Source organism: Streptomyces sp. NBC_01429 (assembly GCF_036231945.1).
GTDB lineage: Bacteria > Actinomycetota > Actinomycetes > Streptomycetales > Streptomycetaceae > Streptomyces.
The window spans coordinates 5084223-5109952 of record NZ_CP109599.1; the positions used below are offsets into that span (position 1 = coordinate 5084223).

The window sequence follows — 25730 nt, forward strand, 5'->3', positions numbered from 1 at the left end:
CGACGTGATCCGGTGTGACCCGACCGTGTGAACTCGCCCGGTGCGTGCGGACAAGTCACCCAAGAGCCGCAGAAGGGCGGCATTTCACATGTGACGCCGAAGAGGCGCGAATGCGGACCTTCCCCCTGGCCGGGGACGGATGCGTCCTTCGTGGACCCTCGCGTCGGCAGGTCCGGAAGATGTGCCAGAGTTGCCACGTCCCGACTGTGAGCACGTACGGTACGGCAACACAGGCGGGAGACCGGGACACCGGAAAGGGGCAGCTGGGTTGACCACGCACGCACCGCAAACGGCGCAGTTCGTGACGTTGCCGGCCTCGCTCGACGAGGCCGTGGCGGCGCTCACCGCGATGCCCGCCGCCGTGCCCGTCGCGGGGGGAACCGATCTGATGGCGGCGGTCAACAAAGGCCAGCTGCGGCCCGCGGGACTCGTCGGCCTCGGCCGGATCAGCGAACTGCGCGGCTGGCACTACCAGGACGGCCACGCGCTGCTCGGCGCCGGTCTGACCCACGCGCGCATGGGCAGGCCCGACTTCGCGGCCCTGATCCCCGCGCTCGCCGCGTCGGCGCGCGCCGCGGGCCCGCCGCAGATCCGTAACGCGGGCACGCTCGGCGGCAATATCGCCAGCGCCGCCCCGACCGGCGACGCCCTGCCCGTACTCGCCGCGCTCGAAGCCGACCTCGTGGTCGCGGGTCCCGACGGCGCCCGACGTGAAATTCCTGTTTCGTATCTGCTGGCCGGCCGGGAGATGCTCGGGCCCGCCGAGCTGATCGGTTTCGTCCGCGTGCCGTTGCTGCACGCGCCACAGGTCTTCCTCAAGGCGACCGGGCGCACCGGTCCCGGCCGGGCCACCGCGTCCGTCGCCGTCGTGCTCGACCCGGCGCGGCGCGGCGTGCGCTGCGCGGTCGGCGCGATCGCGCCGATGCCGCTGCGCCCGCTGGAGGCGGAGCGCTGGATCGCCTCGCTGATCGACTGGGACGGCGCGCGGGGGCTCGCGCAGGAGGCGCTCGCCGCCTTCGGCGAGTACGTCGCGGCCGCCTGCATCCCGGATCAGGCGCCACCGGCCGACGGGGGAGAGGCGCCACCGCCGTCTGCCGCCATACTGCATCTGCGGCGTACGGTCGCCGCGCTGGCCCGACGGGCACTGGGGAGGGCGTTGTCGTGACCACCAATGAGAACCCCGGTTCCGGCCCCGGTTCCGGCTCAGGGTCCCCCGGCGGACCGGGCGGCTGGCAGCCGGTCCCGCAGGGCGGTGAGTACGACGGCGAGTCGACCGCGTTCGTACATCTGCCCCCGGAGGACGCCCTGGACGCGCCGCTGGCCGCGCCGGGGCACGGTTACGTACCGCCGAGCATCGACCCGCTGACGCACGGCGACCCGGCCGCGGGCGACCTGTCGGCGCCGGGCGGCTGGGCCGCGCAGCCGGTCGCCGGGGCGGACGGCACGCAGTGGCCCGAGCCGCAGCAGAGCGGCGTGGGGCACGACGGATCCGGCTACGGACAGGGCGGGTACGGGCACGGGGGCTACGGCCCCGGCGGCTACGCGCCGCAGGGCACGAGCCACTGGAACTTCAGCGAGGTCGTGCCGGACTCCGGTCCCGGGGCCGGCGACGGCGGGAGCGGCGGCGAGAGCACCGGCGCCCCCGAGCCGACCGGCCAGTGGACGATCCCGGTCGCCCAGGGTGATCTTCCCGACGAGTCGGGCGAGTTCAGCACCTCGATGCTGACGTCCTCGTGGGAGGGCGGGCCGCCGGCCGCGACGCTGCCGGGCGGCGCCACGGCCCCCTGGGCCACGGAGGAGACCGCACCGGAAGCCCTGGGCGGGACCGCCGGACCGGACGACACCGAGGCCGGGGCCGGGGCTGAGGCCCTTGAGCCCGCCGCCGTCCACGAGTCCACGGCCGTCGTGCACGAACCGGCCGAGGTCCACGAGACCGCCGCCGTGCACGAGCTGGCCGTCCACGACGAGGCCGCGCCGGAGGACCTGGCCGGGCTCGTGCCCGAGCCGGGCCCGGCCCCCGAACCCGAGCCCGTCGCCGAGCCCGCGCCCCTCACCAGCAGCAACGACAGCGCCGAACACCCGGCCGGCTCCTACGTCCTGCGCGTCAACGGCGCCGACCGGCCCGTCACCGACGCCTGGATCGGCGAGTCGCTCCTGTACGTGCTGCGCGAACGCCTCGGCCTCGCGGGCGCCAAGGACGGCTGCTCGCAGGGCGAGTGCGGCGCGTGCAACGTCCAGGTCGACGGCCGGCTGGTCGCCTCCTGCCTCGTCCCCGCCGCCACGGCGGCCGGTTCCGAGGTCCGTACGGTCGAGGGGCTGGCCGCCGACGGCGAACCCTCCGACGTCCAGCGGGCGCTGGCCAAGTGCGGGGCGGTGCAGTGCGGCTTCTGCGTCCCCGGCATGGCCATGACCGTCCACGACCTGCTGGAGGGCAACCACGCCCCCAGCGAACTGGAGACCCGCCAGGCGCTCTGCGGCAACCTCTGCCGCTGCTCCGGCTACCGGGGCGTGCTCGACGCGGTCGACGAGGTCGTCGCCGAGCGCAGGGCGAGCGCGGAGGCCGCCGCGGCTGCCTCCGAGGAGGCCCGCGTACCGCACCAGGCGCCGCCGGGCGGCGGCGGCACGCACCCCCGGCACCCCGCCGGGCACCAGCAGCACTCCCCGAACCCGCAGCACTCCCCGAACCAGCAGCACAACCCGCACTCGCCCGACGGAGGCATGGCGTGAGCAACGACGCGGCCACCGGGGCCCCGACGCTCGACGGCCCGCAGCAGGAGCCGCCCGCGCACGGCCTCGGTGCGTCCCTCCCCCCGGCCGACGCGCGCGCGAAGACCGAGGGCACCTTCCCGTACGCCGCCGACCTGTGGGCCGAGGGACTGCTGTGGGCCGCGATCCTGCGCGCCCCGCACCCGCACGCCCGCATCGTCTCCATCGACACGGCCGCCGCCGCCGAAATGCCCGGCGTACGGGCCGTCGTCACCCACGAGGACGTCCCCGGCGACTCGGCGTACGGCAGGCGCGTCGCCGACCGGCCCGTCTTCGCCGCCGACGTCGTGCGCCACCACGGCGAGGCCATCGCCGCCGTCGCCGCCGACCACCCCGACACGGCCCGGCTCGCCGCCGCCGCCATCGCCGTCGAGTACGAGGTGCTCGACCCGGTCACCGACCCCGAGAAGGCGTTCGCCGCCGAGCCGCTGCACCCCGACGGCAACCTGATCCGGCACATCCCGCTGCGCTACGGCGACCCCGGGATCACCGGCGAGGTCGTCGTCGAGGGGCTCTACCGCATCGGCCGCCAGGACCCGGCGCCCATCGGCGCCGAGGCGGGCCTCGCCGTGCCGAGACCGGACGGCGGCGTCGAGATCTACACCGCGTCCACCGACCCGCACACCGACCGCGATCTGGCCGCCGCCTGCTTCGGGCTCGACCCCGAGCGCGTGAAGGTCGTCGTCACCGGCGTCCCCGGCGCCACCGGCGACCGCGAGGACCCCGGCTTCCAGATCCCGCTGGGCCTGCTCGCCCTGCGCACCGGCTGCCCGGTCAAACTCGCCGCCACCCGCGAGGAGTCCTTCCTCGGCCACGCCCACCGCCACCCCACCCTGCTGCGCTACCGCCACCACGCGGACGCCGAGGGCCGCCTCGTCAAGGTCGAGGCGCAGATCCTGCTGGACGCGGGCGCGTACGCCGACGACTCCTCCGAGTCCCTCGCGGCGGCCGTCGCCTTCGCCTGCGGCCCGTACGTCGTCCCGCACGCCTTCATCGAGGGCTGGGCCGTCCGCACCAACAACCCGCCCTCCGGCCATGTGCGCGGCGAGGGCGCGATGCAGGTGTGCGCCGCGTACGAGGGCCAGATGGACAAGCTCGCCGCCAAGCTCGGTCTGGAACCGGCCGAGCTGCGACTGCGCAACGTCCTCGCCACCGGCGACATCCTGCCCACCGGACAGACGGTGACCTGCCCGGCACCCGTGGCCGAACTGCTCACGGCCGTACGGGAGTTCCCGCTGCCCCCGCTCCCCAAGGACACCCCGGAGGCGGCCTGGCTGCTGCCCGGCGGCCCGGAGGGCGCGGGCGAGCCCGGCGCGGTACGGCGCGGGGTCGGCTACGCGCTGGGCATGGTCCACATGCTCGGCGCCGAGGGCGCGGACGAGGTCTCCACCGCCACCGTCAAGGTCCACGACGGAGTGGCCACGGTCATCTGCGCGGCCGTCGAGACCGGCCAGGGCTTCGCCACCCTCGCCCGCCAGGTCGTGCAGGAGACGCTGGGCATCGAAGAGGTCCACGTCGCCTCCGTCGACACCGACCAGCCCCCGGCGGGACCGGCCGCCCACGGGCGCCACACCTGGGTCTCGGGCGGCGCGGTCGAACGGGCGGCGAAGATGGTCCGCACCCAGCTCCTCCAGCCGCTGGCGCACAAGTTCGGCATGTCCACCGAGCTGCTCCAGATCACCGACGGCAAGATCACCTCGTACGACGGGGTGCTGTCCACCACGGTCACCGAGGCGATGGACGGCAAGGAACTCTGGGCCACCGCCCAGTGCCGCCCCCACCCCACCGAACCCCTGGACGCCTCGGGCCAGGGCGACGCCTTCGTGGGCATGGCCTTCTGCGCGATCCGCGCGGTCGTCGACGTCGACATCGAGCTCGGCTCGATCCGCGTCGTGGAGATGGCCGTCGCCCAGGACGTCGGCCGCGTCCTCAACCCGGCCCAGCTCGCCACCCGGATCGAGGCCGGCATCACCCAGGGCATCGGCACCGCCCTCACCGAGAACCTCCGCACCAACCGGGGCGTCATCCGCCGCCCCGACCTCACCGGCTACGCCCTGCCGACCTCGCTCGACGCGCCGGACATCCGCATCGTCAAGCTCGTCGAGGAACGCGACGTGGTGGCCCCCTTCGGCGCCAAACCGGCCAGCGCCGCCCCGGTCGTCACCGCCCCGGCGGCGGTGGCCTCGGCGGTCCGCGCGGCGACGGGCCGCCCGATCAGCCGCCTCCCGATCCGCCCGCAGGCGGCGGTGGCGGCGCCGTGAACGCGAGAGCGGCCGCCCCGGGTGGGGGCGGCCGCTCTCACTTCCGTCGTTCGCGGGCTTCTGCCGCTTTCCGCTGAGGCCGTGGCGGGAATCGAACCCGCGTAACTCTCCGCAGGCGGAGCCTGCCGATGGATGCCGTGCAGGCGAGTCCCTGAACCACTCGGGCACACCGCCGGGGCGGTGGGTGGTGGTGCGTGGAGGCCGTGGCGGGAATCGAACCCGCGTAACTCGCTTTGCAGGCGAGTCCCTGAACCACTCGGGCACACGGCCGTGTCCTTAGCTGTTCTCCTTGCCCTTCCGAAGGTAGGCGGCCCGGCCGCCGGGCTCAAGGGGGCCGGGCGGCGTGCAACGCGACTGCCATATGCCGTTCATGGACGGGGGGACGTGGTCGTACGCCCAAGGGACCAGCGCGGATACGTCGCGCGACAGGGTTCACGGTGGACTACGGCCCTTACGCTGAGGCCATGACCGCCCCTGACCCAGGCGACGCCGCCGTCGCGCCGGACCGTCCCTCACCTGCTGTTCCTCCCACCTCCGCCACCTCCGCGGCCTCCACCACCCCCGCGTCCTCGCTGCCGCGCGCGAGCGGCGTGCTGGGGCCGGAGCACCGGGCGCTCAGCGTGGGGATCGTCTCCGTCGTGCTGCTGATCGCGTTCGAGGCGACCGCCGTCGGGACCGCGATGCCGGTGGCGGCGCGGGAGCTGAACGGGATTCCGCTGTACGCGTTCGCCTTCTCCGCGTACTTCACCACCAGCCTCTTCGCGATGGTGTTCTCCGGCCAGTGGGCCGACCGCAGCGGGCCGCTCGCGCCGCTCGCGGCCGGGATCGGGGCGTTCGGCGCCGGGCTGCTGCTGTCCGGGACGGCGACCGCGATGTGGCTGTTCATCCTCGGCCGCGCCGTCCAGGGCGTCGGCGGCGGGCTGGTCATCGTCGCGCTGTACGTCGTGGTCAGCCGCGCGTATCCGGAACGGCTGCGGCCGGCGATCATGGCCGGGTTCGCCGCGAGCTGGGTGATCCCCTCCGTGGTCGGGCCGCTCGCCTCCGGGACCGTGACCGAGCACCTCGGCTGGCGCTGGGTCTTCATCGGCATCCCCGTGCTCGTCGTCCCGCCGCTGGCGCTCGCGCTGCCCGCGATCCGGGCGAGGGCCTCGGGCCCCGCCGACACGACGGCGCCCGCGCCCGCCTTCGACCGGCACCGGATCCGGCTCGCGCTGGCCATATCCCTGGGCGCGGCGCTGCTCCAGTACGCGGGCCAGGACCTGCGCCCGCTCTCGCTCGTCCCGGCGGCGGCCGGGGTCGCGTGCCTCGTTCCCGCCGTCCTCGGGCTGCTGCCGGCCGGCACCTGGCGGGCGGCGCGCGGGCTGCCGTCCGTGGTGCTGCTGCGTGGCGTGGCCTCCGGGGCGTTCGTCGCCGCCGAGAGCTTCGTACCGCTCATGCTGGTCACCCAGCGCGGCCTGTCGCCGACGATGGCCGGGCTCTCGCTGGCGCTCGGCGGGGCGACGTGGGCGTTCGGCTCGTACGTACAGTCCAGGCCGCGCCTGGAGCCGTACCGCGAGCGGCTGATGGCGGGCGGGATGGTGCTGGTCGCGCTGGCCATCGTCATCGCGCCGACCGTACTGATCGCGGCCGTGCCCGTCTGGGTCCTGGCGGCGGGCTGGGGCCTCGGCTGCCTCGGCATGGGCGCGGTGATCTCCTCGACGAGCGTGCTGCTGCTCAAGCTGTCGGCGCCGGAGGAGGCGGGCGCCAACTCCGCCGCGCTCCAGATCTCCGACGGCCTGTCCAACGTCCTCCTGCTGGCGGCGGGCGGCGCGGCCTTCGCCGCCCTCGGCGGCGGCGCGGTGGGCGCCCACGCCACCACAGCCGACGCCGCCACGGGCTCCCACCCGGCGGCCTTCGTGGCGGTCTTCCTGCCGATGGCGGCGGTGGCGCTGGCGGGGGTGTGGGTGGCCACGCGGGTGCGGGTGCCGGCACGCTGAACGCCGCGAACACGCCCTTAGGCCACCGGCTGACCTACATCGTCTCTAGCGTGGTCCCGGCAAGCGGAACAGGAACACCGAGAGGCTGAGACCATGACCGGCAACGAGCCGACCAACAGCGACCCGGGCGAGCGTCCGGCTGTCACGGGTGAGCATCCGTCCGTTACGGGCGAGCGCGCCGACTGGCTTGCGGCACTGGCCAAGCAGCGGCATCTCCTGCGCTTCACGACCCGTGACCTCGCCGATGACGGGGCCCGTCTGCGGACCACCGCCAGCGAGTTGTGCCTGGGCGGCCTGATCAAGCACGTCACGGAGGTCGAACGGGCCTGGGGGCACTTCATCCTGAACGGCCCGTCGGCCATGCCCGACTTCACCGCGATGACCGACGCCGACTGGGCACGTCGGGCCGAGGGGTTCCGGTTGCTGCCCGGGGAGACGCTGGCCGGTGCGCTGGCCGACTACGCGGAAGCGGCCTCGCGGACGGACGAACTGGTGGCCGGCGTGCCCGACCTGGACGTCTCGTGGCCGCTGCCGAAGTCGCCGTGGTCCGAACCCGGTGCGCGGTGGTCGGTCCGCCGGGTGCTGATGCACATCGTTTCCGAGACTGCCCAGCACGCGGGCCACGCCGACATCATCCGTGAGTCTCTCGACGGCGCCAAGAGCATGGGGTAGGACCCGTCGGGGCGGGGCGCCCTCCCTGATCCGGCGCCCTCCTGATCCGGCGCGCTCCCCGCGCCCGCCCGAGTGTGGCGCCCGTCGCACCTGCCGGTCCGGGCCTCGGTTCATACGAGGACCGGGCCCCCTCGCGGGTAGGGTGGCCCGGTCCTCGTACGTGCGGACCCCGCCCACGCGGTACCCACGCGTGCCGACCCCGAGAGCCCGAACCGGAGACCGTGACTACTACCGCCTCCTCCTCCCACCACCTCTCGCCCGCCTTCCCGGGCCGCGCCCCCTGGGGCACCGCCAACAAGCTGCGTGCCTGGCAGGAGACCGCCCTCGGCCGATATCTGGAGACGCAGCCGCGCGACTTCCTCGCCGTCGCGACCCCCGGCGCCGGGAAGACGACCTTCGCGCTGACCCTGGCCTCCTGGCTGCTGCACCACCACGTCGTGCAGCAGGTGACCGTCGTCGCGCCCACCGAGCACCTCAAGAAGCAGTGGGCCGAGGCCGCCGCGCGGATAGGGATCAAGCTCGACCCGGAGTACAGCGCCGGGCCGGTGAGCAAGGAGTACGACGGCGTCGCCATCACCTACGCCGGTGTCGGCGTGCGCCCCATGCTGCACCGCAACCGCTGCGAGCAGCGCAAGACCCTGGTCATCCTCGACGAGATCCACCACGCCGGCGACTCCAAGTCCTGGGGCGAGGCGTGCCTGGAGGCGTTCGAGCCCGCGACCCGGCGGCTCGCGCTGACCGGCACGCCGTTCAGGTCGGACACCAACCCGATCCCGTTCGTGGCGTACGAGGAGGGCAACGACGGCATCCGGCGCTCCTCGGCCGACTACACGTACGGATACGGCAACGCGCTCGGCGACGGCGTCGTCCGGCCCGTCATCTTCCTCAGCTACAGCGGCAACATGCGCTGGCGCACCAAGGCCGGTGACGAGATCGCCGCCAAGCTCGGCGAGCCCATGACCAAGGACGCCATCTCGCAGGCGTGGCGCACCGCGCTCGATCCGCGCGGCGACTGGATGCCCAACGTGCTGCGCGCCGCCGACCAGCGCCTCACCGAGGTCCGCAAGGGCATCCCCGACGCAGGCGCGCTGGTCATCGCCAGCGACCAGGACTCGGCGCGCGCCTACGCCAAGATCATCCGCGAGATCACCGGGACGAAGGCGACGGTCGTCCTCTCCGACGACACCGGGGCGTCGAAACGGATCGACGAGTTCAGCGCCAACGACGACCGCTGGATGGTCGCGGTCCGCATGGTCTCCGAGGGCGTCGACGTACCGCGGCTCGCCGTCGGCGTGTACGCCACCACCATCTCCACCCCGCTCTTCTTCGCGCAGGCCGTCGGCCGTTTCGTGCGCTCCCGGCGGCGCGGCGAGACCGCCTCGGTCTTCCTGCCGACCATCCCCGGTCTCCTCGGCTTCGCGAGCGAGATGGAGGTCGAGCGTGACCATGTGCTCGACAAGCCGAAGAAGGGCGAGGACGACCCCTACGCCGAGTCCGAGAAGGATCTGGCGGAGGCCGAGAAGCTCCAGGACGAGGACACCGGCGAGCAGGAGGAGTTCTCCTTCGAGGCGCTGGAGTCGGACGCCGTCTTCGACCGGGTCATGTACGACGGCGCCGCGTTCGGCATGCAGGCGCACCCGGGCAGCGAGGAGGAGCAGGACTACCTCGGCATTCCCGGGCTGCTGGAGCCCGACCAGGTGCAGATGCTGCTCCAGAAGCGCCAGGCCCGGCAGATCGCGCACAGCCGCAAGAAGCCCGACGCCGAGGCGGATCTGCTGGAGCTGCCCGCCGAGAAGCGGCCGGTCGTCTCGCACAAGGAACTGCTGGGGCTGCGCAAGCAGCTCAACACCATGGTCGGCGCCTACGTCCACCAGAGCGGCAAGCCGCACGGCGTGATCCACACCGAGCTGCGCCGGGTCTGCGGCGGGCCGCCGAGCGCCGAGGCGACGGCGGGACAGCTGCGGGAGCGGATCGCGAAGGTGGGCGAATGGGCCACCCGGATGCGCTGAGGCGTGTGTGGGCGAATGCGGTGACGGCGTAAAGATATGCGTCAGACGCCGTAGCGCTGAGTGACGGGAAATCGTAGGAGCGTGTACGTCTGTGGCCGTTGCCCGCGCGGGCAACGGCCACAGACGTGTCCTGACACAACCGGATACGTCGCCCGAATCGGCCCTTCCGCGTGACGGATACGGTCCGTTCGCGGTCCGTTCGCGATCCATCGGTGGCGCCGTTCGGGCCTGGAAGATCAACTCCGCACGGTCACCGTTCCGTAGCCTCCTGTGCCCGGATTCTGGACGAGGTCTTCCGCTGAGCGGTGTCCATGGTTACTGTCCCCGCAATGTGAACTCTGCGTGGCAACTTCGCCGCGCAGCGCGTCCGGTGGTGCCCCGGCCCATCGGTGGCCTCTCCGTGTGTCGCCGACGGGACCGGTGCCGCGGGCCGTGAGAGTGCCGGCGTCACTCACTTTTGAATCCTCACTCCGAAGGAGAGGGCGTCGTGACCGCGGAGACCTCCCAGACGCTCGACCGAGGGCTACGGGTCCTCAAGCTGCTCGCCGACACCGATCACGGCCTGACCGTGACCGAACTGTCCACCAAACTCGGCGTCAACAGGACCGTCGTCTACCGGCTGCTCGCCACGCTCGAACAGCACGCCCTGGTCCGCCGCGACCTCGGCGGCCGGGCCAGGGTCGGCCTCGGGGTGCTGCGGCTGAGCCGGCAGGTGCACCCGCTGGTACGGGAGGCCGCCCTGCCCGCCCTGCGCTCCCTCGCCGAGGACATCGGGGCCACCGCGCATCTGACGCTCGTCGACGGGGCGGAGGCGCTGGCCGTGGCCGTCGTCGAGCCGACCTGGACCGACTACCACGTCGCCTACCGGACCGGATTCCGCCACTCGCTCGACCGGGGCGCGGCGGGGCGGGCGATCCTCGCCGCCCGGCAGAACGTACTCAGCGAGCCGCGCTGCACTCTCACCCACGGCGAGTTGGAGGCGGGCGCCAGCGGGGCGGCGGCGGCGCTGGTCGGGGTGACGGGGATCGAGGGCAGCGTGGGCGTGGTGATGCTCGCGGACGCCGTACCGGAACGGGTCGGCCCGCGCGTGGTCGACGCGGCGAGGGAAGTGGCGGACGCGCTGCGCTGACGGTGGCGGGGCCCCGCACCCCCCCCGCACCCCGCACGCCCGTGACCCGGCCCCTCCCGCCGGGCTCGGCGCGGGACATAGCGCGCGACAGATAGATTGACACCGTGCTTTCTCGCCTCTCGCGCCCCACGGCCCTCATCCTCTGCGCCGTCCCGATCGTCGCGCTGTTCGTCGTCGTCGGGGTGGCACCGCTGCCGTACGCCGTGGCGCAGCCGGGGATGACGGCGAACGTCCTCGGCGCGAACGAGGGCCGGGAGGTCATCACCGTCAGCGGCACGGCCACCCGGAAGACCGAGGGCCAGCTGCGGATGACGACGATCGAGGCGACCGGCCCGTCCACCGACGTCGACTTCGGCGACGTGGTCGAGGGCTGGTTCCGCACCGACCGCGCCGTACTGCCGCGCGAGGCGGTCTACCCGTCGGGCAAGTCCGACAAGGAGATCGAGAAGCGCAACGTCCACGACATGGTCGAGTCCCAGAACTCCGCGACGACCGCCGCCCTCGCCTATCTCGGCAAGGACGCCAAGTCGGTCGACGTCAGCCTCCACCTCGCCGACGTCGGCGGCCCCAGTGCCGGACTCCTGTTCGCGCTCGGCATCGTCGACAAGCTCGACGGCGACGGCTCGGGCGGCGACCTCACCGGCGGCCGCACCATCGCGGGTACGGGCACGATCTCCGGCTCCGGCGAGGTCGGCGCGGTCGGCGGCGTCTCCCTCAAGACCCAGGCGGCGGGACGCGACGGGGCGACCGTCTTCCTCGTCCCGAAGGCGGAGTGCGCGGACGCGCGGAGCGAACTGCCGAAGGGGATGCGGCTGATCCCCGTCACCACCCTGAAGGGCGCGGTATCGGCGCTCAAGGCGCTGGAGAAGAACGAGAAGGTCCCGGCCTGCTGACCGGCGCCCGGGGTCCGGGGTCCCGGGGGCCGGAGGTCCCCGGGATGAGGCTTACCCCTGGCGAACCTACTCCTGGCGGAACGCCGGGAAGCCGAAACGCAGGGCGCTGGCAGTGGTGTCGACGAAGGCTTCGGGGAGGGCGTCTGCGTCGATCCAGCGGACTGGGAGTGCTTGCGGGGTTCGCGGTTCTCGGGTTCGCCGGTCCATTCGTGAGTGGCGAAGACGACCGTGAGGAAGCCGTTCGGGGCTTCGACGCCCCAGGCGCCGTGGATGATGTGGGCGACCTTGAGGGACTCGGGCTTCACGGTGAGGCCCGTCTCCTCGTACAGCTCGCGCACAGCGGTCTCCGTGATCGGCTCTCCCGGATCGCTCTTGCCGACGGGAAGGTCCCACATGCCCTGGCCGAACTTGGCGTTCTCGCCGCGCTGGAGGAGTACGACGCGGTTGGTGGCCTTGTCGTGCACGATGACGGCCGCGACCAGCAGGGTCATCGAGTCGAGCGCCGGCTTGAGGGCTTGGGAGCGGGCTTCCGTCTGCTGAGCCTCGGGTTTTCCTTCGTCGGGTGGGTTGTTGGGCATGTTAAGCCGCGATCCACCGCTCCCGGATCTCCTACGACCAGGTCAAGGCGGTCACCGACCGCCTCCTGGCCGCCACCCACGACGAACGCGCCGCCCCCTCGGGGGAACAGGGGCGGCGCGGCCGTCAGGGGGTGAGTAGCTCGTGCGCGGGAAAGAGCGGGTCAGACATGGGTGCCCCTCGTTACGGCCGACGGTAGGTGGTCCAGCGTGCGGCTGCTGCGGCAACGTCTTGAATCCATACGACGTCGGGCGCGTCTGCGGCGATACCGGCCCACAGCCGCTCTTGGGCGGTCGCGAAGACGTCCAGGGCCCGCCGGGGCGCGGTGGACCATGCGGGCGTCTTGGCGGCCCACTGCTCGGCGTCTGCGGGGCTGTGGCCGGCCGAGGTGAGCCAGACGACCCAACAGGCGGCGTCGATCCATGCCGCGCCGCGCGTCGGCCATGCCCAGTCGACGACGCGGGCGGCGTTGTTGCTGATCAGCACGTTGTCGGGGTGCCAATCGGTATGCAGCAGGGTTTCGCCGCGCAGTAGGTCGGTGTCGTCGGGGTCGTCGATGTACTCGGCGAGCCGCTGCTCGACGTGCTTCAGTTCCAGGTCGATCGGGGCGCTGACGCCGGAAAGCGTGATGATCGCCTCGGCGACGAGTGGCAGGTCGTCGGAGTGCGGCCGGTAGTCCGCGGGTCGACCCTCGACATGCTCGAAGCCGAGCAGATCCCAAGTGCCGTCGTTGATCCTCCAGAGCAGGCGGGGGGCGAGGGGGGCCACGGAAGGGTTGATCGTGGCCTCGCGGTTCTGTGTCCACGCGCGAGGGTGATCGGTGTTCATCCCTTTGACGAAGACGCGGCCGGCGCGGGTGTCGAGGGTGGCGGCAACCTCGCTGTTAAGTCCCTTGTCGGCGGTGGCTGTTGCGTAGATAGGGCCGGTGCGAGCCTCGACGGCCTCGCGGGTGGCGGCGGGTAGGTCATCCCATTGCAGTCTCATGGTCACCACGGCGGGGAGTGTAGGGGGTCGGGCGGGGCGGCCGAGGCCGCCCGCGCGGGTCGGGCGGCCTCGGGATCGGAGGGGGTCAGTTGTACGGGTTGTCGTCCCCGCAGCCCCTCATGACGTCGCCACCGGCGACGGCGTCGAGGTCGACGACCTCGACGTCTTCCTCGGTGTCCGGTCGTGCCGTGATCTCTACAGCGGTTGCGGTCATGTGCGTAATTCCTCTCTCAGGCGTGTTGGCAGTAGCGGTTCAGTGGTGCGTCGGCGCGGCGGTACATCTTCACGAGGGGCATGCACTTGGTGCACTTTTTCTGAAGCGCACAGCCGGTGCACGCGTCCTGACGCTGAAGCGCTCGGTCGGCGATGCCGCCGAGCCGCGCCAATCCCGCAACACCCTCTTTGAGCAGTGGTATCGGGTGGTCACGGGAGACTTTGCAGACGGACGCCAGGCCGAAGGGATTCACGTTCAAGGACGTGTGGCCGGCGTCGCATCCGGTGAAGGGGGTTTCGTTGCGGATGTGCTCGGGGGCCTGCTCGTCGAGGGGGTCGGCGCCGCCGTCGAAAGTGGGCGACATGTTGCCGTACTCGCGGACCCGTGAGGCGTAGCGGTGGGCGAGTGCCCGCATGGCGTCGGCCTCGTGGGCGTTCCGACGCGTGATGATCACACTCAGCGATAGCGGTAGATCGGCCTCGCCGGCGGCGGAGAGGCCGCGCATGAAGTGGTCGAACGCGCCGCGGCGTCGTGTGAATCCGTCGAACGTCTCTGCTGTGGCACCGTACACGCTGAGCGTTACCCGGTACGGGCGGCGCGTGGTGAGTAGTTCGAGCATCTTCGGCCGGTCCAGGGTGGATCCGTTCGTCAGGATCTCGACCATCATTCCGAGGTCGTACGCGAGCGCGTACGTCTCCGGGAAATGTCGGTCGACGGTGCACTCGCCCCCGCCGAGTTCGATCCACACGATTCCGGCGTCGCGCAGGATGTGTAGCAGACGCTCACGGGGTTCCCATAAGAGCCCCTCGTGCACCTTGTTGCCGTAAACGCAGTGGGTACAGTTCCAGTTGCATCCGTTGTTGACCTCGTATGAGGCGCGGCCGTGGCCGTACGGGGATGGCTCGCGAATCAGCAGGGCCTCGCCGGGCCTGCGGTGGCTGATGTCGAGTCCCCATGTGCGCTGAACGCGGTTGGACAGCCATGAGGGCATCGTGCCGTTCGATGCCGCGTCGCGCAGTTCGAGGTACCGGTGCGCCGGGATCTTCAACCCGGCTGTGTTTCCGGGGCGGAGTATCAAGTAGTCGTCCAGGAACGGACTTGCGATCAGGTCGTACATGGCGCCTCCAACAGGCCAGGGGGACATGGAGAGGTCTTGTCCGGCTACGCTCGGCCTCGGCGGGTCGGCCCGGGGTCTATCTCACTCCGGGGCGGCCCGTTCGATGCGCTGGTCAGACGTGGTACGTCGTGCCCAGCGCATCGCGCCCCGCTCGTGGCATTCGCGTACGTGCTCGGTGACTGCTGCTTGGTTGGCGCTGGCGGCGAGGGGGTCGAACATGACCAGGATTCGGACCGGCCCGCCAGCCTCGACCACGTCCAGCCATGACCGCGTGGCAGGCAGGCCGAGTCGTCGCTCGCCGTCGCCGTAGTCGAGCCACGGTGTGCCCTGCCGTATGCGGATGCGGTGACCGATGGTCGGCGGGGGGCCGTCGTGCGGGCCGAGGTACAGCGCTTCGGCGAACGCCTGCATGCCCTCACGGATGCTGTCGACGCTCTCATTGTCGAGGCGCGGCGGCGCGTGGTACGCGAGCAGTTGGGCGACGGGGAACACGTAGTCGTGGTGCACGCCGGTCGCCGGACGGATTCCGGCGACGAACCCGGGGCCGGGTGGTGCCTTTGCTTCCGGCACTGTCACGATGCCTTCACCTCTGCCCATACGATCTTTCCGAATGGGCGGTCGAGGACGCCCCAGGTTGTGCGGTCATCCACGATGAACATGCCGCGGCCCCGTTGACGCTCTACGGACTCCGGCTTGAAACGGAGCGAAGCGCGTCGGGTGTCGTGTACCTCGATCCTGACAAGGTCGGGGCCGTGATCGAGGGCGACGAGCAGGGAGTCGCCCGGTTCCGTGCCGTACCGGATGGCGTTGGTGACGATCTCGGACACGACGAGTAGCACGTCGTCGAGCAGGTCGCCGCCGATGGTGGGTCCATGGAACGCGACGTACTCGCGTGCGAAATCGCGGGCTGCCTTGGCGGATTCCTGAACCGCGTCGAGTACGAGCCGCGGCGGGGGGCCCATCAGGGCCCCCGCGTTGGGGGTGGGGGGCATGGTTCTGGTCACCTCTCGCCCTCCGGGGCCACCGGGGATGGGGAGCCCGCGGGGAGGCTGGCGAGAGGCTGGGGGGTTTGGTGCCGCTCGCAGGGGTCGGGGATCTGGTGGGCGCAGATGAGCAGCCGCGCCGAGGGCCGTACGTGCATGAACGTGCCGCCGGTCGCCAACGTGATGATGGGGGCGCCGGCGTGCAGCCGTTCGTCCAGGACGTTGGAGACCTCGCGCCATTCGTGGTCGTCGTAGACGACGGCGCCTGTCGTGACGCGGTGCGCGCAGGTGAAGCCGAGGAACGCGTATCCGGCAAGGGCGGGGGCCGTCATGCGGTCCCCGCGATCGGGTCGAGCGGCGCGGGCTCGCCACCGCTCATCAGTCGGGACAGCTCGCCGAGCAGCCGCTCGGAGTCGTCACCGGTGAGTACGAGATGTGCCTCGGTGGTCTCCTGACGGTCCGTCGTCATTCGCGGCGGGATGTAGCCAGCAGCCTCGTCACTCCTTTGTGGTGCACGAGCTGGCGCAAGGACGCCGCCACGATCATCGGCCCGCTCCTGGGCCTACCCGACTTTCCCTGTCTCGACCTTCCCCGCCCACGGATCACCACCAGCCACCCCCATGGCTACCTCTGGAAGCGCGACCACGTCGCCCCTTGGCTCGGCAGAGCCCCCGTCGCCTGGATCGACGACGACTTCACCGCCCTCGACCACGCGTGGGCTGCCGAACGCGCGGCCAGCGGCCATCCGACGCTACTCGTGCAGCCCGATCCGTACGCCGGGCTGAAACCGGACCATCTTGCTGGGGTCCGGGAGTGGGCCGCTCACCTGGGGCAAGTGTGAGAGGCCCGGGCTCAGTTCTTCGACGCGTACGTCACGAAGTCGCCCCAGGAGCCGGGTGTGAAGCCTAGGTGGGGGAGGTGGATGTCCTTGGAGTCGCGGATGTGGACGGTGCCGGGGGTGACGGCGGCCTCGACGCAGGACGGGCCATCGGCCGTGCTGTAGCTGCTCTTGAACCAGTTCAGCCCGGGACCGTCCTTGGTAGAAGGCTTGGTGGTCATGTCTCTCCCAGTGCTTTCTCGATAAAGGCCAGCGACTCCCGAGGAGCGAGAGCCTGCGCTCGGATAATCCCATAGCGCATGTCGAGGATCTGGGCCTCTTTGGGATCGGAGATCACACGGCTGACGAGCTGGACCTCGCTCAGGCCGACGGTCTTGCCGTCATTGAGCTTGAGTAGCCGGAACGGTCCATCGAGACCTGCGTTGTCCTCACGGCTCAGAGGCAGTACCTGAAGGTCCACGTTCCGCAACTTGCCCACCTCCAGCAGGCGTTCGAGCTGCTGTCGCATCACCATTCTGCCCCCGACAGGGCGTCGAAGCGTCGCTTCGCACTGCACAAAGCTGAAGACCGGGTGCGGCTTGGCTGCGTCGACGAGCGCCTGACGTGCCATGCGCGCAGCCACCCGCTGTTCCAGTTCATCTGCGGTGAACAACGGTCGTCGAGTTCCGAACACAGCCCGCGCGTACGCCTCGGTCTGCAACAGGCCGTCGATGACGGAGTTGTTGTAGGAGCCCAGCTCGACCGCCCTGGCCTCCAACTTCTTCACGTCCCTGACCTTCTTGGGATACCTGGCCTCGATCACGTCCAGCTTCATCGCGGCGATCTTGCCGCCCGCCTTCAGGACCGTGTCCGCCTTGTCCAGGAACTCCGGTCGGGGGATGCGTTTTCCGGCCTCCACCTTGTAGACCTGGTTCTCGCCGTACCCGATCGCCACCCCGAACTCGGCCTGGCTCAACCCCTCCGACATGCGCCAGAGCTTGATCTGCCGGCCCACCGCCGCGATGACGCCGCGGGACTCGTCGTCCGGATCGGTCTCCCAATCCGGCTCGTCCGTTCCCTCCGCCGCGCCGCTGTCCGTACCGCCGCTGTCCACGCCCATGCGTACACCTCCGAAACGTGACCTCGGTACGTAATCCCCCAGCCCTCGCGAAAGGTCACGGCGTACACCCCGGACAGATCCCGGACAGAACCGCGCCGGGCCCGCCGGTCAGAGCCAGCGCCGCGCCGCCTCGACGCAGTCGTCGATGCCGGTGTTGAACGCGACGGCGGCCTGGGGGGCGTAGCGGTGGGTGAGGTTGAGGACGCGTTCGAACTGGACGAGGTTCTCCGGCCTGCGGACGCCGCCGCCGACGAGGACCACGTCCCACGGGCGGTCGGTCAGCTGCGCCACGAGGGGCGGTTCGGATGATTCGTCCGGGGTGATCAGGGCCGTGGCCGTGTCGATGCCGAGCTTCTCGAACTGGGCCATTTGGAGATCGAGGCCCTTGAGGAGAGCGTCCGCGTCGATCCCGGGCATCGTATGTGGGTCATATCCAACAATCAGTACAGAAGGCATGGCGCCAACCTACTGAACTCCGGTCGCGTGAAGGTGGCGTTCCGTACCAAAGGACCCGCCCCCTCCCGCGTACGCCGTCGGCCTCGGGCCTCAGCCGTTCTTGATGAAGCCCTCCTTGATCAGCCAGTCCTTCGCCACGGCGTGCGGATCCTGGCCGTCCACGTCCACCAGCCCGTTCAGTTCCTGCGCGACCTTCGTGTTCAGCCGCTTCGACAGCGGATCGAGCAGCTTCGCGATGGCCGGGTACTTCTTGAACGTCGCCTCGTGCACCACCGGCGCGGCGTCGTAGATCGGGAAGAAGTGCTTGTCGTCCGCGAGGGTGTCGAGGTGGAGCGACTTGATGCGGCCGTCCGTCGTGAAGACCTCGCCCAGCAGGCAGGAGCCCTTCGAGACCTGGGTGTAGACGATGCCCGCGTCCATCTTCTTGATGTTCGCGGCGGGCAGCTTCATGCCGTACGCCTTCTGCATGCCCGGCAGGCCGTCGTCGCGCGAGGCGAACTCGTTCTCCACGCAGATCGTCACCGCCGACGGGTCCTTCTTCGCCAGCGCGGCCACGTCGGACAACGTCTTGAGCTTGTACTTCTTGTTGTTGGCCTGGTTGATGCCGAGGGAGTACGTGTTGTTGAGCGTGGACTGCGGCAGCCAGGTCACCCCGTGCGCGCGGTCGGCGTCGCGTACCGCCTCCCACTGCTTCTGGCCGTTCTCGATCGGCTTCTCGTGGCCCAGATAGGTGATCCAGGCGGTACCCGTGTACTCGTACATCGCGTCGGCGTCGCCCTTGACGATCGACTCGCGGGCGCTGATCGAGCCGGGGAGGTTCGTACGGTCCAGGACCTCGGCGCCCGCCGCCTTGAAGACCAGGCCGATCATCTCGCCGAGGATGATGTTCTCGCTGAAGTTCTTCGAGGTGACCGTCAGCGAGGCGCCCTTGAGGGGCTGGCCCGCGCCGAGGCGGCCGGGCTTCACGTCGTCGACCATCGGTGAGCCGCTCTTGAGGCCGCAGCCCGCGAGCCCCGCCCCCGTCAGCAGCAGCGCCATCGCGGCGGGCAGGGTGCGCCGGACGAGCCGCGAGCGCCCCGGAGATGTCCCCGGAGATGTCCCCGGCGATGGCGATGTCCCCGGGGATGTCCCATGGGACGCTGTCCGCCCCATGGCCGGTGCCCCGACGGGCAGCCGCCCTGTGAACCGGGTGTGCCGCATCAGTTCTCCTCCAGTCCACGCGGTGTGAGGACGACTTCCACCAGCGAGGCCAGCCAGTCCACGATCAGCGCCAGACACACCGTCAGTACGGAGCCGACGATCAGCACCGGCATCCGCTGCGTCTGGATGCCCGAGGTGATCAGGTCACCGAGCCCGCCGCCGCCGCCGAAGGTCGCGAGCGTCGCCGTACCGACGTTCAGGACGAGCGCCGTCCGTACGCCCGCCAGGATCAGCGGTACGGCCAGCGGCAGTTCCACCCGCGTCAGCGTTCCGCGCGCCGACATGCCGATGCCCTTGGACGCCTCGACCAGGGTCGGGTCGATGGCGCGCAGACCGGCGACCGTGTTGGCCAGGACCGGGAGCACCGCGTAGATCACCATGCCGGTGATCGCCGTCGACTGCCCGATGCCCAGCCAGATCACCAGCAGCGCCAGCAGACCGAGGGCGGGCGCCGCCTGCCCCACGTTGGCGATCGCCGTGACCACCGGCGCGGCCTTGCGCAGCCGGCGCCTGGTCAGTGCGATCCCCAGCGGCAGCGCGATGATCAGCACCCAGAAGGTGGAGATCGCGGTGAGCTGGATGTGCTGGCGCAGCCGCAGCTGCACATTGCCGCCGCCCAGGGAGTTCCTGGCGATCGAGTCGAGCTGCACATTGCTGATGTACAGCCAGGTCAGCAGCAGGATGACCAGGACCACGGCCGGTACGGTCACCAGCTTGCGCCAGGTGATCCGGCGCTTCGGCGGGGTGGGCGGCGGGGTGGGTTCCTCCTCCTCTTCCCACAGCGGCGGGGTCTTCTCGTCCGGTTCGCCGGACCGACGCTCCTCCTGCGCGGGGGAACTCATACCTCGGCACCGTCCTCCAACTGCTCACCGTGCTGCCCCTGTGGGCCGGTGAGGAGTTCGGCCTGCTCGTGCTGGTGCTCGAAGGCGGCCAGACGGTCGGCCTCCAGCATCTCGTGCACGGAGTTCATCAGGGTCTCCATGTCCACCACCCCGATGTACTCGCCGCGCCGCCCGGTCACCGCCACCCGCCCGCCGCTGTCGGTGAGGACCGCCTCCAGCGCGTCGCGCAGGGTCGCGTCCCTGGTCACCGTGTCGTGCACCAGCTGGCCCGCGCGGGCCAGCGAACCCTTGGCGCGCATCAGGTCGCCGCGCCTGAGCCACTTGTACGGACGGTTCCTGCGGTCCAGCATCAGCAGCTCGTTGTGCGGCCCCGAGCGCAGCTTGTTGAAGATCGACTGGAGCGGGTCCTCGACGGTCACGGTGGGGAAATCGGCGATCTCCACCTCCCGCACCCGGGTCAGATTGAGCCGCTTCAGCGCCGCGCCCGCCCCCACGAACCCGGAGACGAAGTCGTCCGCCGGGTTGGTGAGGATCGCCTCCGGGGTGTCGAACTGCGCGATGTGCGACTGCTCGCGCAGCACCGCGATCCGGTCCCCGAGCTTGATCGCCTCGTCGAAGTCGTGGGTGACGAAGACGATGGTCTTGTGCAGCTCGTGCTGGAGCCGGATCAGTTCGTCCTGGAGGTGGTCGCGGGTGATCGGGTCGACCGCGCCGAACGGCTCGTCCATCAGCAGCACGGGCGGATCGGCCGCGAGCGCCCGCGCCACGCCCACCCGCTGCTGCTGGCCGCCCGAGAGCTGGCGCGGGTAGCGGCCGTGGAACTCGCGCGGATCGAGCCCGACCAGGTCGAGCATCTCCTCGACCCGGTCCTTGACCCGTGATTTGGACCAGCCGACCATCTTGGGCACGAGCGCGATGTTCTCGGCGACGGTCATGTGCGGGAAGAGTCCGGAGGACTGGATCGCGTAGCCGACCTTGCGGCGCAGCTTCACCGGGTCGATGTCGGTGACGTCCTCGTCGCCGATCCTGATCCGGCCGCTGGACGGCTCGATCAGCCGGTTGATCATCTTCAGCGTCGTCGACTTGCCGCAGCCGGACGGGCCGACCAGGATCACCGTCTCGCCGGGCTTGATCTCCATGTGGACGTCGTCCACGGCCGGCTGCCGGCTGCCCGGGTAGCGCTTGGTGAGCCCCTCCAGCAGGATCCCGGCCCCTGAACTGGCGCCCGAACCGGCCCCCGAACTCGCCCCTGGGCCGGACCCGGAGTCGGTTCCGGACCCGTACCCGGAGTCGGTCCCCGGTCCCCCTCCGGGGGCGGCGCTGTCCGCCGCATGGCTTCCGGCGCCGCTTTCGGAGTCGTAGGTCTCAGACACGGATCCCCCTCGGGATGGTCAGTCGGCCGAGCAGGATGTACGCGGCGTCGAAGAGCAGGGCGAGGATGACGATGCCGATCGTCCCCGCGAGGACCTGGTTGAGCGCGTTGGCGCTGCCCAGCGAGGCGATCCCGCGGAAGATCTCGTTGCCGAGCCCCGGCCCGGAGGCGTACGCGGCGATCGCGGCGATCCCCATCAGCATCTGGGTGGAGACCCGGATACCGGTGAGGATCGGTGGCCAGGCGAGCGGCAGCTCGACCCGGAGCATCCGGGCCGTACGGGACATGCCGATGCCCTTGGCCGCGTCCACCAGGGCCGGATCCACGCCGCGCAGTCCGACGATGCAGTTACGGACGATCGGCAGCAGCCCGTACAGCGTCAGGGTGATCACGGTGGGGGCCACCCCGAGACCGACCAGCGGAATCAGCAGACCGATCGCGGCCAGTGAGGGGATCGTCAGCAGGGAGGCCGTGGAGAGGATGGCCAGATTTCCGCCCCAGGGGCTGCGATACGTGGCCATCCCGATCAGGATGCCCAGCACGGTCGCGATGACCATGCACTGGAAGACGGCGCTGACGTGCTGGAACGCGTCTGTGAGCAGTTGTTGGTGCCGACTGCTGAGATAGTCCCAGAAGTTCACTCATGCCCCTCTCGTTTCACCTTCTGGCTGGAACCTGCCCCGCTTTTCCGGCGCGAATCAGTTACAGTCCGCCCTTCGTCACGCTCCGGCCTTCGTCACGCTCCGGCCTTCGCCGCACTCCGCCCTTCGCCGTACTCCGCCCTTTCGTCACGCTCCGCCGTCGGTGTCCGTCGCCGCCTGCTCCACCAAGGGGATGATCCTCAGCGGTACCGGGTTCTCCATGACGATCGCCGTGGAGGCCCGGACAATGCCATCAAACCCGACAACCCGGTCGATCACTCGTTGGAGATCGGCGTTCGAGCGCGCCACGAGCCGGCACAGCATGTCGCCCTCGCCCGTGGTGGTGTGCAGTTCGAGCACCTCGGGCACGGTCGCCAAGTGGGCCCGTACCGCCGTGCCCTTCCCCTGTTTGATCTCCAGCGTGGCGAAGGCCGTGACGGGATAGCCCAGGGCCGCCGGGTCGACGGTCGGGCCGAAGCCCTTGATCACTCCATTCGATTGAAGCCGGTCGAGCCGCGCCTGTACGGTCCCGCGCGCCACCCCCAGCCGGCGCGACGCCTCCAGCACCCCGATCCTGGGCTCCCGCGCGAGGAGCGCGATCAGCCTGCCGTCGAGTCCGTCGATGCTCATGGCCGTCTCCCTGCCGCTCGTCGGCGGCACTCAACTCATCGGCGTCACTCAACGCCGCTGGTGCCGTCAAACATGGTCATCCTGTGCGAACAGTCTGGTGTTTCCCGCTCTCTGCTGTACAGATTGCCCAGTGAAAACGCGAACTGTTGCGCACCTTGTGGAACGGCGGGACGCTGAGCCCATGGCTGACATCTCGATGAGTGCTGACACCTCGGCGAACGCCGCCGCCACCCCTGACACCGCCCGCACGGCCGACCCCTTCCCGGTCAAGGGAATGGACGCGGTCGTCTTCGCCGTCGGCAACGCCAAGCAGGCCGCGCACTACTACTCCACGGCCTTCGGCATGAAGCTGGTCGCCTACTCGGGACCGGAGAACGGCAGCCGTGAGACGGCGAGTTACGTACTCACCAACGGCGCGGCCCGCTTCGTGTTCACCTCCGTCATCAAGCCGACCACCGAGTGGGGCCGCTTCCTCACCGAGCATGTCGCCGCGCACGGCGACGGCGTCGTGGACCTCGCCATCGAGGTACCGGACGCCCGCGCCGCCTACGCCTACGCCGTCGAGCACGGCGCCCGGGGCATCGACGAGCCGTACGAGACCAAGGACGCGCACGGCACCGTCGTGCTGGCCGCCATCGCCACGTACGGCGAGACCCGCCACACCCTCGTCGAGCGCTCCGGCTACGACGGCCCCTACCTCCCGGGCTTCGACGCGGCCGAGCCGATCGTCGAGCCCCCGGCCAAGCGCACCTTCCAGGCCATCGACCACTGCGTGGGCAATGTCGAGCTGGGCCGGATGAACGAATGGGTGGGCTTCTACAACGAGGTCATGGGCTTCACCAACATGAAGGAGTTCGTGGGCGACGACATCGCCACCGAGTACTCCGCGCTCATGTCGAAGGTCGTCGCCGACGGCACCCTCAAGGTGAAGTTCCCGATCAACGAGCCCGCGATCGCCAAGAAGAAGTCGCAGATCGACGAGTACCTGGAGTTCTACGGCGGCGCGGGCGTCCAGCACATCGCCCTCGCCACGAACGACATCGTCGCCTCCGTACGGGCGATGCGCGCCGCCGGCGTGCGCTTCCTGGACACCCCCGACTCCTACTACGACACCCTCGGCGAGTGGGCGGGCGAGACCCGGGTGCCCGTCGACACCCTGCGCGAGCTGAAGATCCTGGTGGACCGCGACGAGGACGGCTACCTGCTCCAGATCTTCACCAAGCCGGTCCAGGACCGGCCGACCGTCTTCTTCGAGATGATCGAACGGCACGGCTCCATGGGCTTCGGCAAGGGCAACTTCAAGGCGCTCTTCGAGGCGATCGAGCGCGAGCAGGAGAAGCGCGGCAACCTCTGATCCGTCCCTGCCGTCCCTGCCGTCCCTGCCGTCCCTGCCGTCCCTGCCCGGGGCGGGCTCACACCCCGGGCACGGACGAAGCCGTCGCAGCCGTCGCGGCCGGTGGCACGGGTACGGGTGTGACGGCGGGTACCGGCGTCCCGGCCGACGGCGACCCGCTGGCCGCCGGGGAGCCCGGCGACGCCGTGGCCGCCGGAGCCGCCGGGGTCTTCCGCGCCAGCGTGGGCGGCTCTGGACCCGTACCGTCCACGTCCACCGGCCCGCCGTCCGCCGGTTCGCCCAACGCCTCCAGCGCGTCCAGCGCCTTCGGCGCCAGCAGCGGCGAGAAGCGCGGATTGGTGCGCAGCGCGTCCTCGATGTGGCGCCGGGCCGGACCGTACATCCCCAGCGCCCGCTCGATCTCGCCCCGGTGGTACGAGAAGAGCGCGCTGCGCACCCCCTGGTTCGTGGCGCGCTTCGCGTACTTCAGCGCCTCCTTCTCCTGGCCCGCCCGGAACAGCGCCCACCCCAGCGCGTCCGCCGCCTCCGTGCTCCGGTGCAGCTGCCCCCACTCCGACTTCATCCGCAGGACGGCGGCCTGCGGATCGCCGTGGTCGGCCTCGAACCTGGCGAGGACCAGCTCCTCGTTCACCCCGTGGCCCCGCGCCTTCACCGTCCGCGCGCGCAGCGCCTCGTACTGGGTCCTGGCATCGCCGTCCAGCCCCATCGAGTCGTACAACTCGCCCAGCTCCAGGGCGTATTCGGGGCGCGGCAGCTTGCCGAGCGCCGCCTGGTAGTCGCGGGCCGCCTCGTCCGTCCTGCCCAGCGCGACCAGGGTCCGGGCCCGGCCGGCCAGCGACGCGGCGTGGTCGCGGGTCACCGCGAGCGCCGCGTTGTAGTGGCCCAGCGCCTCGGTCGGCTCGCCGCGCTCCCAGGCCAGCTCGCCGAGCGTGTACAGCGCCTGGGCCTTCTCGGCGGGCGTCGTCGCGCCCGCCACGGCCTCGGTCGCCTTGGCCGCAGCGTCCTCGCGCCAGCCCTTGTCCCGGTAGACCTCGGCGGCGCGCGTCAGGACCGGCGCGTCCGTGCGCAGGTCCTTGAGCTTGCTGAGCGCGCGCCCGGCCGCCGCGTACTCCCCGAGCCCGCTGTACGCGGTGATCAGGACGGGGTACGCCGCCCACTGCCCGGGGTGGCTCCCGCGCACGGTCTCGCCCCACCGCTTCGCGGCGGCGTAGTCGTGCCGGGCGTTGGCGAGCGCGCCGAGCCCGAGCAGCGCCTCCGGGTTGCGGGCGGCGCCGGTCTTGCCGTCGTCGTTCCCGTTCCCCGCCCCCGTACCGCCGCCCTTCTCGGCCCCGCGCTCGCGCGCGGCCGCCGCCTCGGCCACGGCGAGCGAGCGCCGCAGCGCCTGTTCGGCCTTCGGGTAGTACGCGGGGTCCGCGAGCCCCACCCCGTGCTGTACGTAAGCGGAACCGAGCACCGCCCACGCCGCCCCGTCGTCGGGGTGCGTGCGCAGCCAGGTCTCCCGGTCGCGGATGAGCGCCGCCAGATCGGTGGGCGCTGCGGGCGCCCCCGCGCCCACCGCCGCCATCGCGCGCGCCTCGGGGCCGGGTGCCGCCGCCTCCCGGTCCCGGTCGGGCACGAACAACAGCACACCCGCGACCAGCACGGCCCCCACCCCGGCCGCCAGAGCCGCCCTTCTGATCTGCCTGGTCTGCTCCGCCTTCATGACGTTCATACGGGTT

Annotated in this window: 25 protein-coding genes, 1 tRNA gene and 2 pseudogenes; 10 read left to right on the forward strand and 18 right to left on the reverse strand. The window is 71.1% G+C overall.

Annotated elements, in window-relative coordinates:
- Positions 1-268: 268 nt before the first annotated feature.
- From OG627_RS22345 to OG627_RS22355, 3 genes are read left to right on the forward strand one after another with little or no spacing between them, the layout of a single operon-like run.
- On the forward strand, positions 269-1165 hold the full coding sequence (locus OG627_RS22345) for an FAD binding domain-containing protein (protein ID WP_329067772.1): 897 nt from the start codon (positions 269-271) through the stop codon (positions 1163-1165).
- Positions 1162-2727: a (2Fe-2S)-binding protein gene (locus OG627_RS22350; RefSeq protein WP_329067774.1), complete on the forward strand. Its 1566-nt coding sequence runs from the start codon at positions 1162-1164 to the stop codon at positions 2725-2727. Before OG627_RS22345 ends, OG627_RS22350 begins: the two co-directional genes overlap by 4 nt.
- A complete protein-coding gene (locus OG627_RS22355) occupies positions 2724-5027 on the forward strand; it encodes a xanthine dehydrogenase family protein molybdopterin-binding subunit (RefSeq protein WP_329067776.1) in 2304 nt (767 codons plus the stop codon). The genes OG627_RS22350 and OG627_RS22355 overlap by 4 nt, the downstream gene beginning before the upstream one ends.
- A 195-nt stretch (positions 5028-5222) precedes the next feature.
- Here OG627_RS22355 and OG627_RS22360 read toward each other — a convergent pair.
- Positions 5223-5297: transfer RNA gene (locus OG627_RS22360), tRNA-Cys, on the reverse strand.
- A 194-nt stretch (positions 5298-5491) separates the two neighbouring features.
- On the opposite strand from OG627_RS22360, the gene OG627_RS22365 reads away from it, so the two are divergent.
- From OG627_RS22365 to OG627_RS22385, 5 genes are all read left to right on the forward strand, one after another.
- Positions 5492-7003: an MFS transporter gene (locus OG627_RS22365; protein ID WP_329067778.1), complete on the forward strand. Its 1512-nt coding sequence runs from the start codon at positions 5492-5494 to the stop codon at positions 7001-7003.
- Between the two features lie 93 nt (positions 7004-7096).
- Positions 7097-7675 carry a DinB family protein gene (locus tag OG627_RS22370; RefSeq protein ID WP_329067780.1) on the forward strand — a complete coding sequence of 193 codons (579 nt, stop codon included), beginning with the start codon at positions 7097-7099 and terminating at the stop codon, positions 7673-7675.
- Between the two features lie 221 nt (positions 7676-7896).
- Positions 7897-9684, forward strand: a complete 1788-nt coding sequence (locus OG627_RS22375) for a DEAD/DEAH box helicase (protein ID WP_329067782.1) — start codon at positions 7897-7899, stop codon at positions 9682-9684.
- Between the two features lie 487 nt (positions 9685-10171).
- Positions 10172-10813: an IclR family transcriptional regulator gene (locus OG627_RS22380; RefSeq protein WP_329067784.1), complete on the forward strand. Its 642-nt coding sequence runs from the start codon at positions 10172-10174 to the stop codon at positions 10811-10813.
- Positions 10814-10917: 104 nt separating this feature from the next.
- Positions 10918-11706, forward strand: a complete 789-nt coding sequence (locus OG627_RS22385) for a S16 family serine protease (RefSeq protein WP_329067786.1) — start codon at positions 10918-10920, stop codon at positions 11704-11706.
- Between the two features lie 66 nt (positions 11707-11772).
- Here the strand turns inward: OG627_RS22385 and OG627_RS22390 are convergent.
- From OG627_RS22390 to OG627_RS22425, 8 genes and pseudogenes are all read right to left on the reverse strand, one after another.
- Positions 11773-12284 (reverse strand): annotated as a pseudogene (locus OG627_RS22390) (NUDIX domain-containing protein).
- A 181-nt stretch (positions 12285-12465) separates the two neighbouring features.
- Positions 12466-13266, reverse strand: a complete 801-nt coding sequence (locus OG627_RS22395) for an aminoglycoside phosphotransferase (RefSeq protein WP_443073643.1) — start codon at positions 13264-13266, stop codon at positions 12466-12468.
- Between the two features lie 85 nt (positions 13267-13351).
- Positions 13352-13480 (reverse strand): hypothetical protein, encoded by a 129-nt coding sequence (locus OG627_RS22400; RefSeq protein WP_329067789.1) that lies wholly within the window; start codon positions 13478-13480, stop codon positions 13352-13354.
- A 16-nt stretch (positions 13481-13496) separates the two neighbouring features.
- Entirely contained in the window at positions 13497-14597 is a 1101-nt protein-coding gene (locus OG627_RS22405) for a radical SAM protein (protein ID WP_329067792.1), read from the reverse strand.
- Between the two features lie 81 nt (positions 14598-14678).
- Positions 14679-15173 carry a hypothetical protein gene (locus OG627_RS22410; protein ID WP_329067795.1) on the reverse strand — a complete coding sequence of 165 codons (495 nt, stop codon included), beginning with the start codon at positions 15171-15173 and terminating at the stop codon, positions 14679-14681.
- A complete protein-coding gene (locus OG627_RS22415) occupies positions 15170-15589 on the reverse strand; it encodes an ATP-binding protein (protein ID WP_329067797.1) in 420 nt (139 codons plus the stop codon). The genes OG627_RS22410 and OG627_RS22415 overlap by 4 nt, the downstream gene beginning before the upstream one ends.
- A gap of 8 nt (positions 15590-15597) precedes the next feature.
- Positions 15598-15912, reverse strand: coding sequence for a hypothetical protein (locus OG627_RS22420; protein WP_329067799.1), 315 nt, complete (start codon positions 15910-15912; stop codon positions 15598-15600).
- Positions 15909-16049 (reverse strand): hypothetical protein, encoded by a 141-nt coding sequence (locus tag OG627_RS22425; protein ID WP_329067802.1) that lies wholly within the window; start codon positions 16047-16049, stop codon positions 15909-15911. The genes OG627_RS22420 and OG627_RS22425 overlap by 4 nt, the downstream gene beginning before the upstream one ends.
- Positions 16050-16061: 12 nt before the next feature.
- On the opposite strand from OG627_RS22425, the pseudogene OG627_RS22430 reads away from it, so the two are divergent.
- Positions 16062-16421: pseudogene (locus OG627_RS22430) on the forward strand (hypothetical protein); the annotation flags it as partial.
- A gap of 11 nt (positions 16422-16432) precedes the next feature.
- Here OG627_RS22430 and OG627_RS22435 read toward each other — a convergent pair.
- The 8 genes from OG627_RS22435 to OG627_RS22470 form a co-directional block, all read right to left on the reverse strand.
- Positions 16433-16639: a DUF397 domain-containing protein gene (locus OG627_RS22435; protein ID WP_329067804.1), complete on the reverse strand. Its 207-nt coding sequence runs from the start codon at positions 16637-16639 to the stop codon at positions 16433-16435.
- Complete coding sequence (locus tag OG627_RS22440; protein ID WP_329067805.1) at positions 16636-17517, reverse strand: helix-turn-helix domain-containing protein; 882 nt, start codon at positions 17515-17517, stop codon at positions 16636-16638. Before OG627_RS22440 ends, OG627_RS22435 begins: the two co-directional genes overlap by 4 nt.
- A 108-nt stretch (positions 17518-17625) precedes the next feature.
- The gene (locus OG627_RS22445) at positions 17626-17934 is read right to left on the reverse strand and encodes a hypothetical protein (protein WP_329067807.1); all 309 of its coding nucleotides are present in this window, start codon (positions 17932-17934) and stop codon (positions 17626-17628) included.
- Positions 17935-18063: 129 nt separating this feature from the next.
- Entirely contained in the window at positions 18064-19011 is a 948-nt protein-coding gene (locus OG627_RS22450; RefSeq protein WP_329067809.1) for a glycine betaine ABC transporter substrate-binding protein, read from the reverse strand.
- Positions 19012-19172: 161 nt separating this feature from the next.
- Complete coding sequence (locus OG627_RS22455; protein WP_329067810.1) at positions 19173-20015, reverse strand: ABC transporter permease; 843 nt, start codon at positions 20013-20015, stop codon at positions 19173-19175.
- Positions 20012-21220 carry a betaine/proline/choline family ABC transporter ATP-binding protein gene (locus OG627_RS22460; protein ID WP_329072880.1) on the reverse strand — a complete coding sequence of 403 codons (1209 nt, stop codon included), beginning with the start codon at positions 21218-21220 and terminating at the stop codon, positions 20012-20014. The genes OG627_RS22455 and OG627_RS22460 overlap by 4 nt, the downstream gene beginning before the upstream one ends.
- Before the next feature lie 160 nt (positions 21221-21380).
- Positions 21381-22028 carry an ABC transporter permease gene (locus OG627_RS22465; protein ID WP_329067812.1) on the reverse strand — a complete coding sequence of 216 codons (648 nt, stop codon included), beginning with the start codon at positions 22026-22028 and terminating at the stop codon, positions 21381-21383.
- A 147-nt stretch (positions 22029-22175) separates the two neighbouring features.
- Positions 22176-22658, reverse strand: a complete 483-nt coding sequence (locus OG627_RS22470; protein WP_329067814.1) for an Lrp/AsnC family transcriptional regulator — start codon at positions 22656-22658, stop codon at positions 22176-22178.
- Positions 22659-22854: 196 nt separating this feature from the next.
- Between OG627_RS22470 and hppD the strand changes: the two genes are divergently transcribed.
- The gene (hppD, locus tag OG627_RS22475) at positions 22855-24012 is read left to right on the forward strand and encodes a 4-hydroxyphenylpyruvate dioxygenase (protein WP_329072882.1); all 1158 of its coding nucleotides are present in this window, start codon (positions 22855-22857) and stop codon (positions 24010-24012) included.
- A 58-nt stretch (positions 24013-24070) separates the two neighbouring features.
- Here hppD and OG627_RS22480 read toward each other — a convergent pair whose 3' ends face one another.
- Positions 24071-25723, reverse strand: coding sequence for a tetratricopeptide repeat protein (locus tag OG627_RS22480; RefSeq protein WP_329067816.1), 1653 nt, complete (start codon positions 25721-25723; stop codon positions 24071-24073).
- Positions 25724-25730 lie beyond the last annotated feature (7 nt).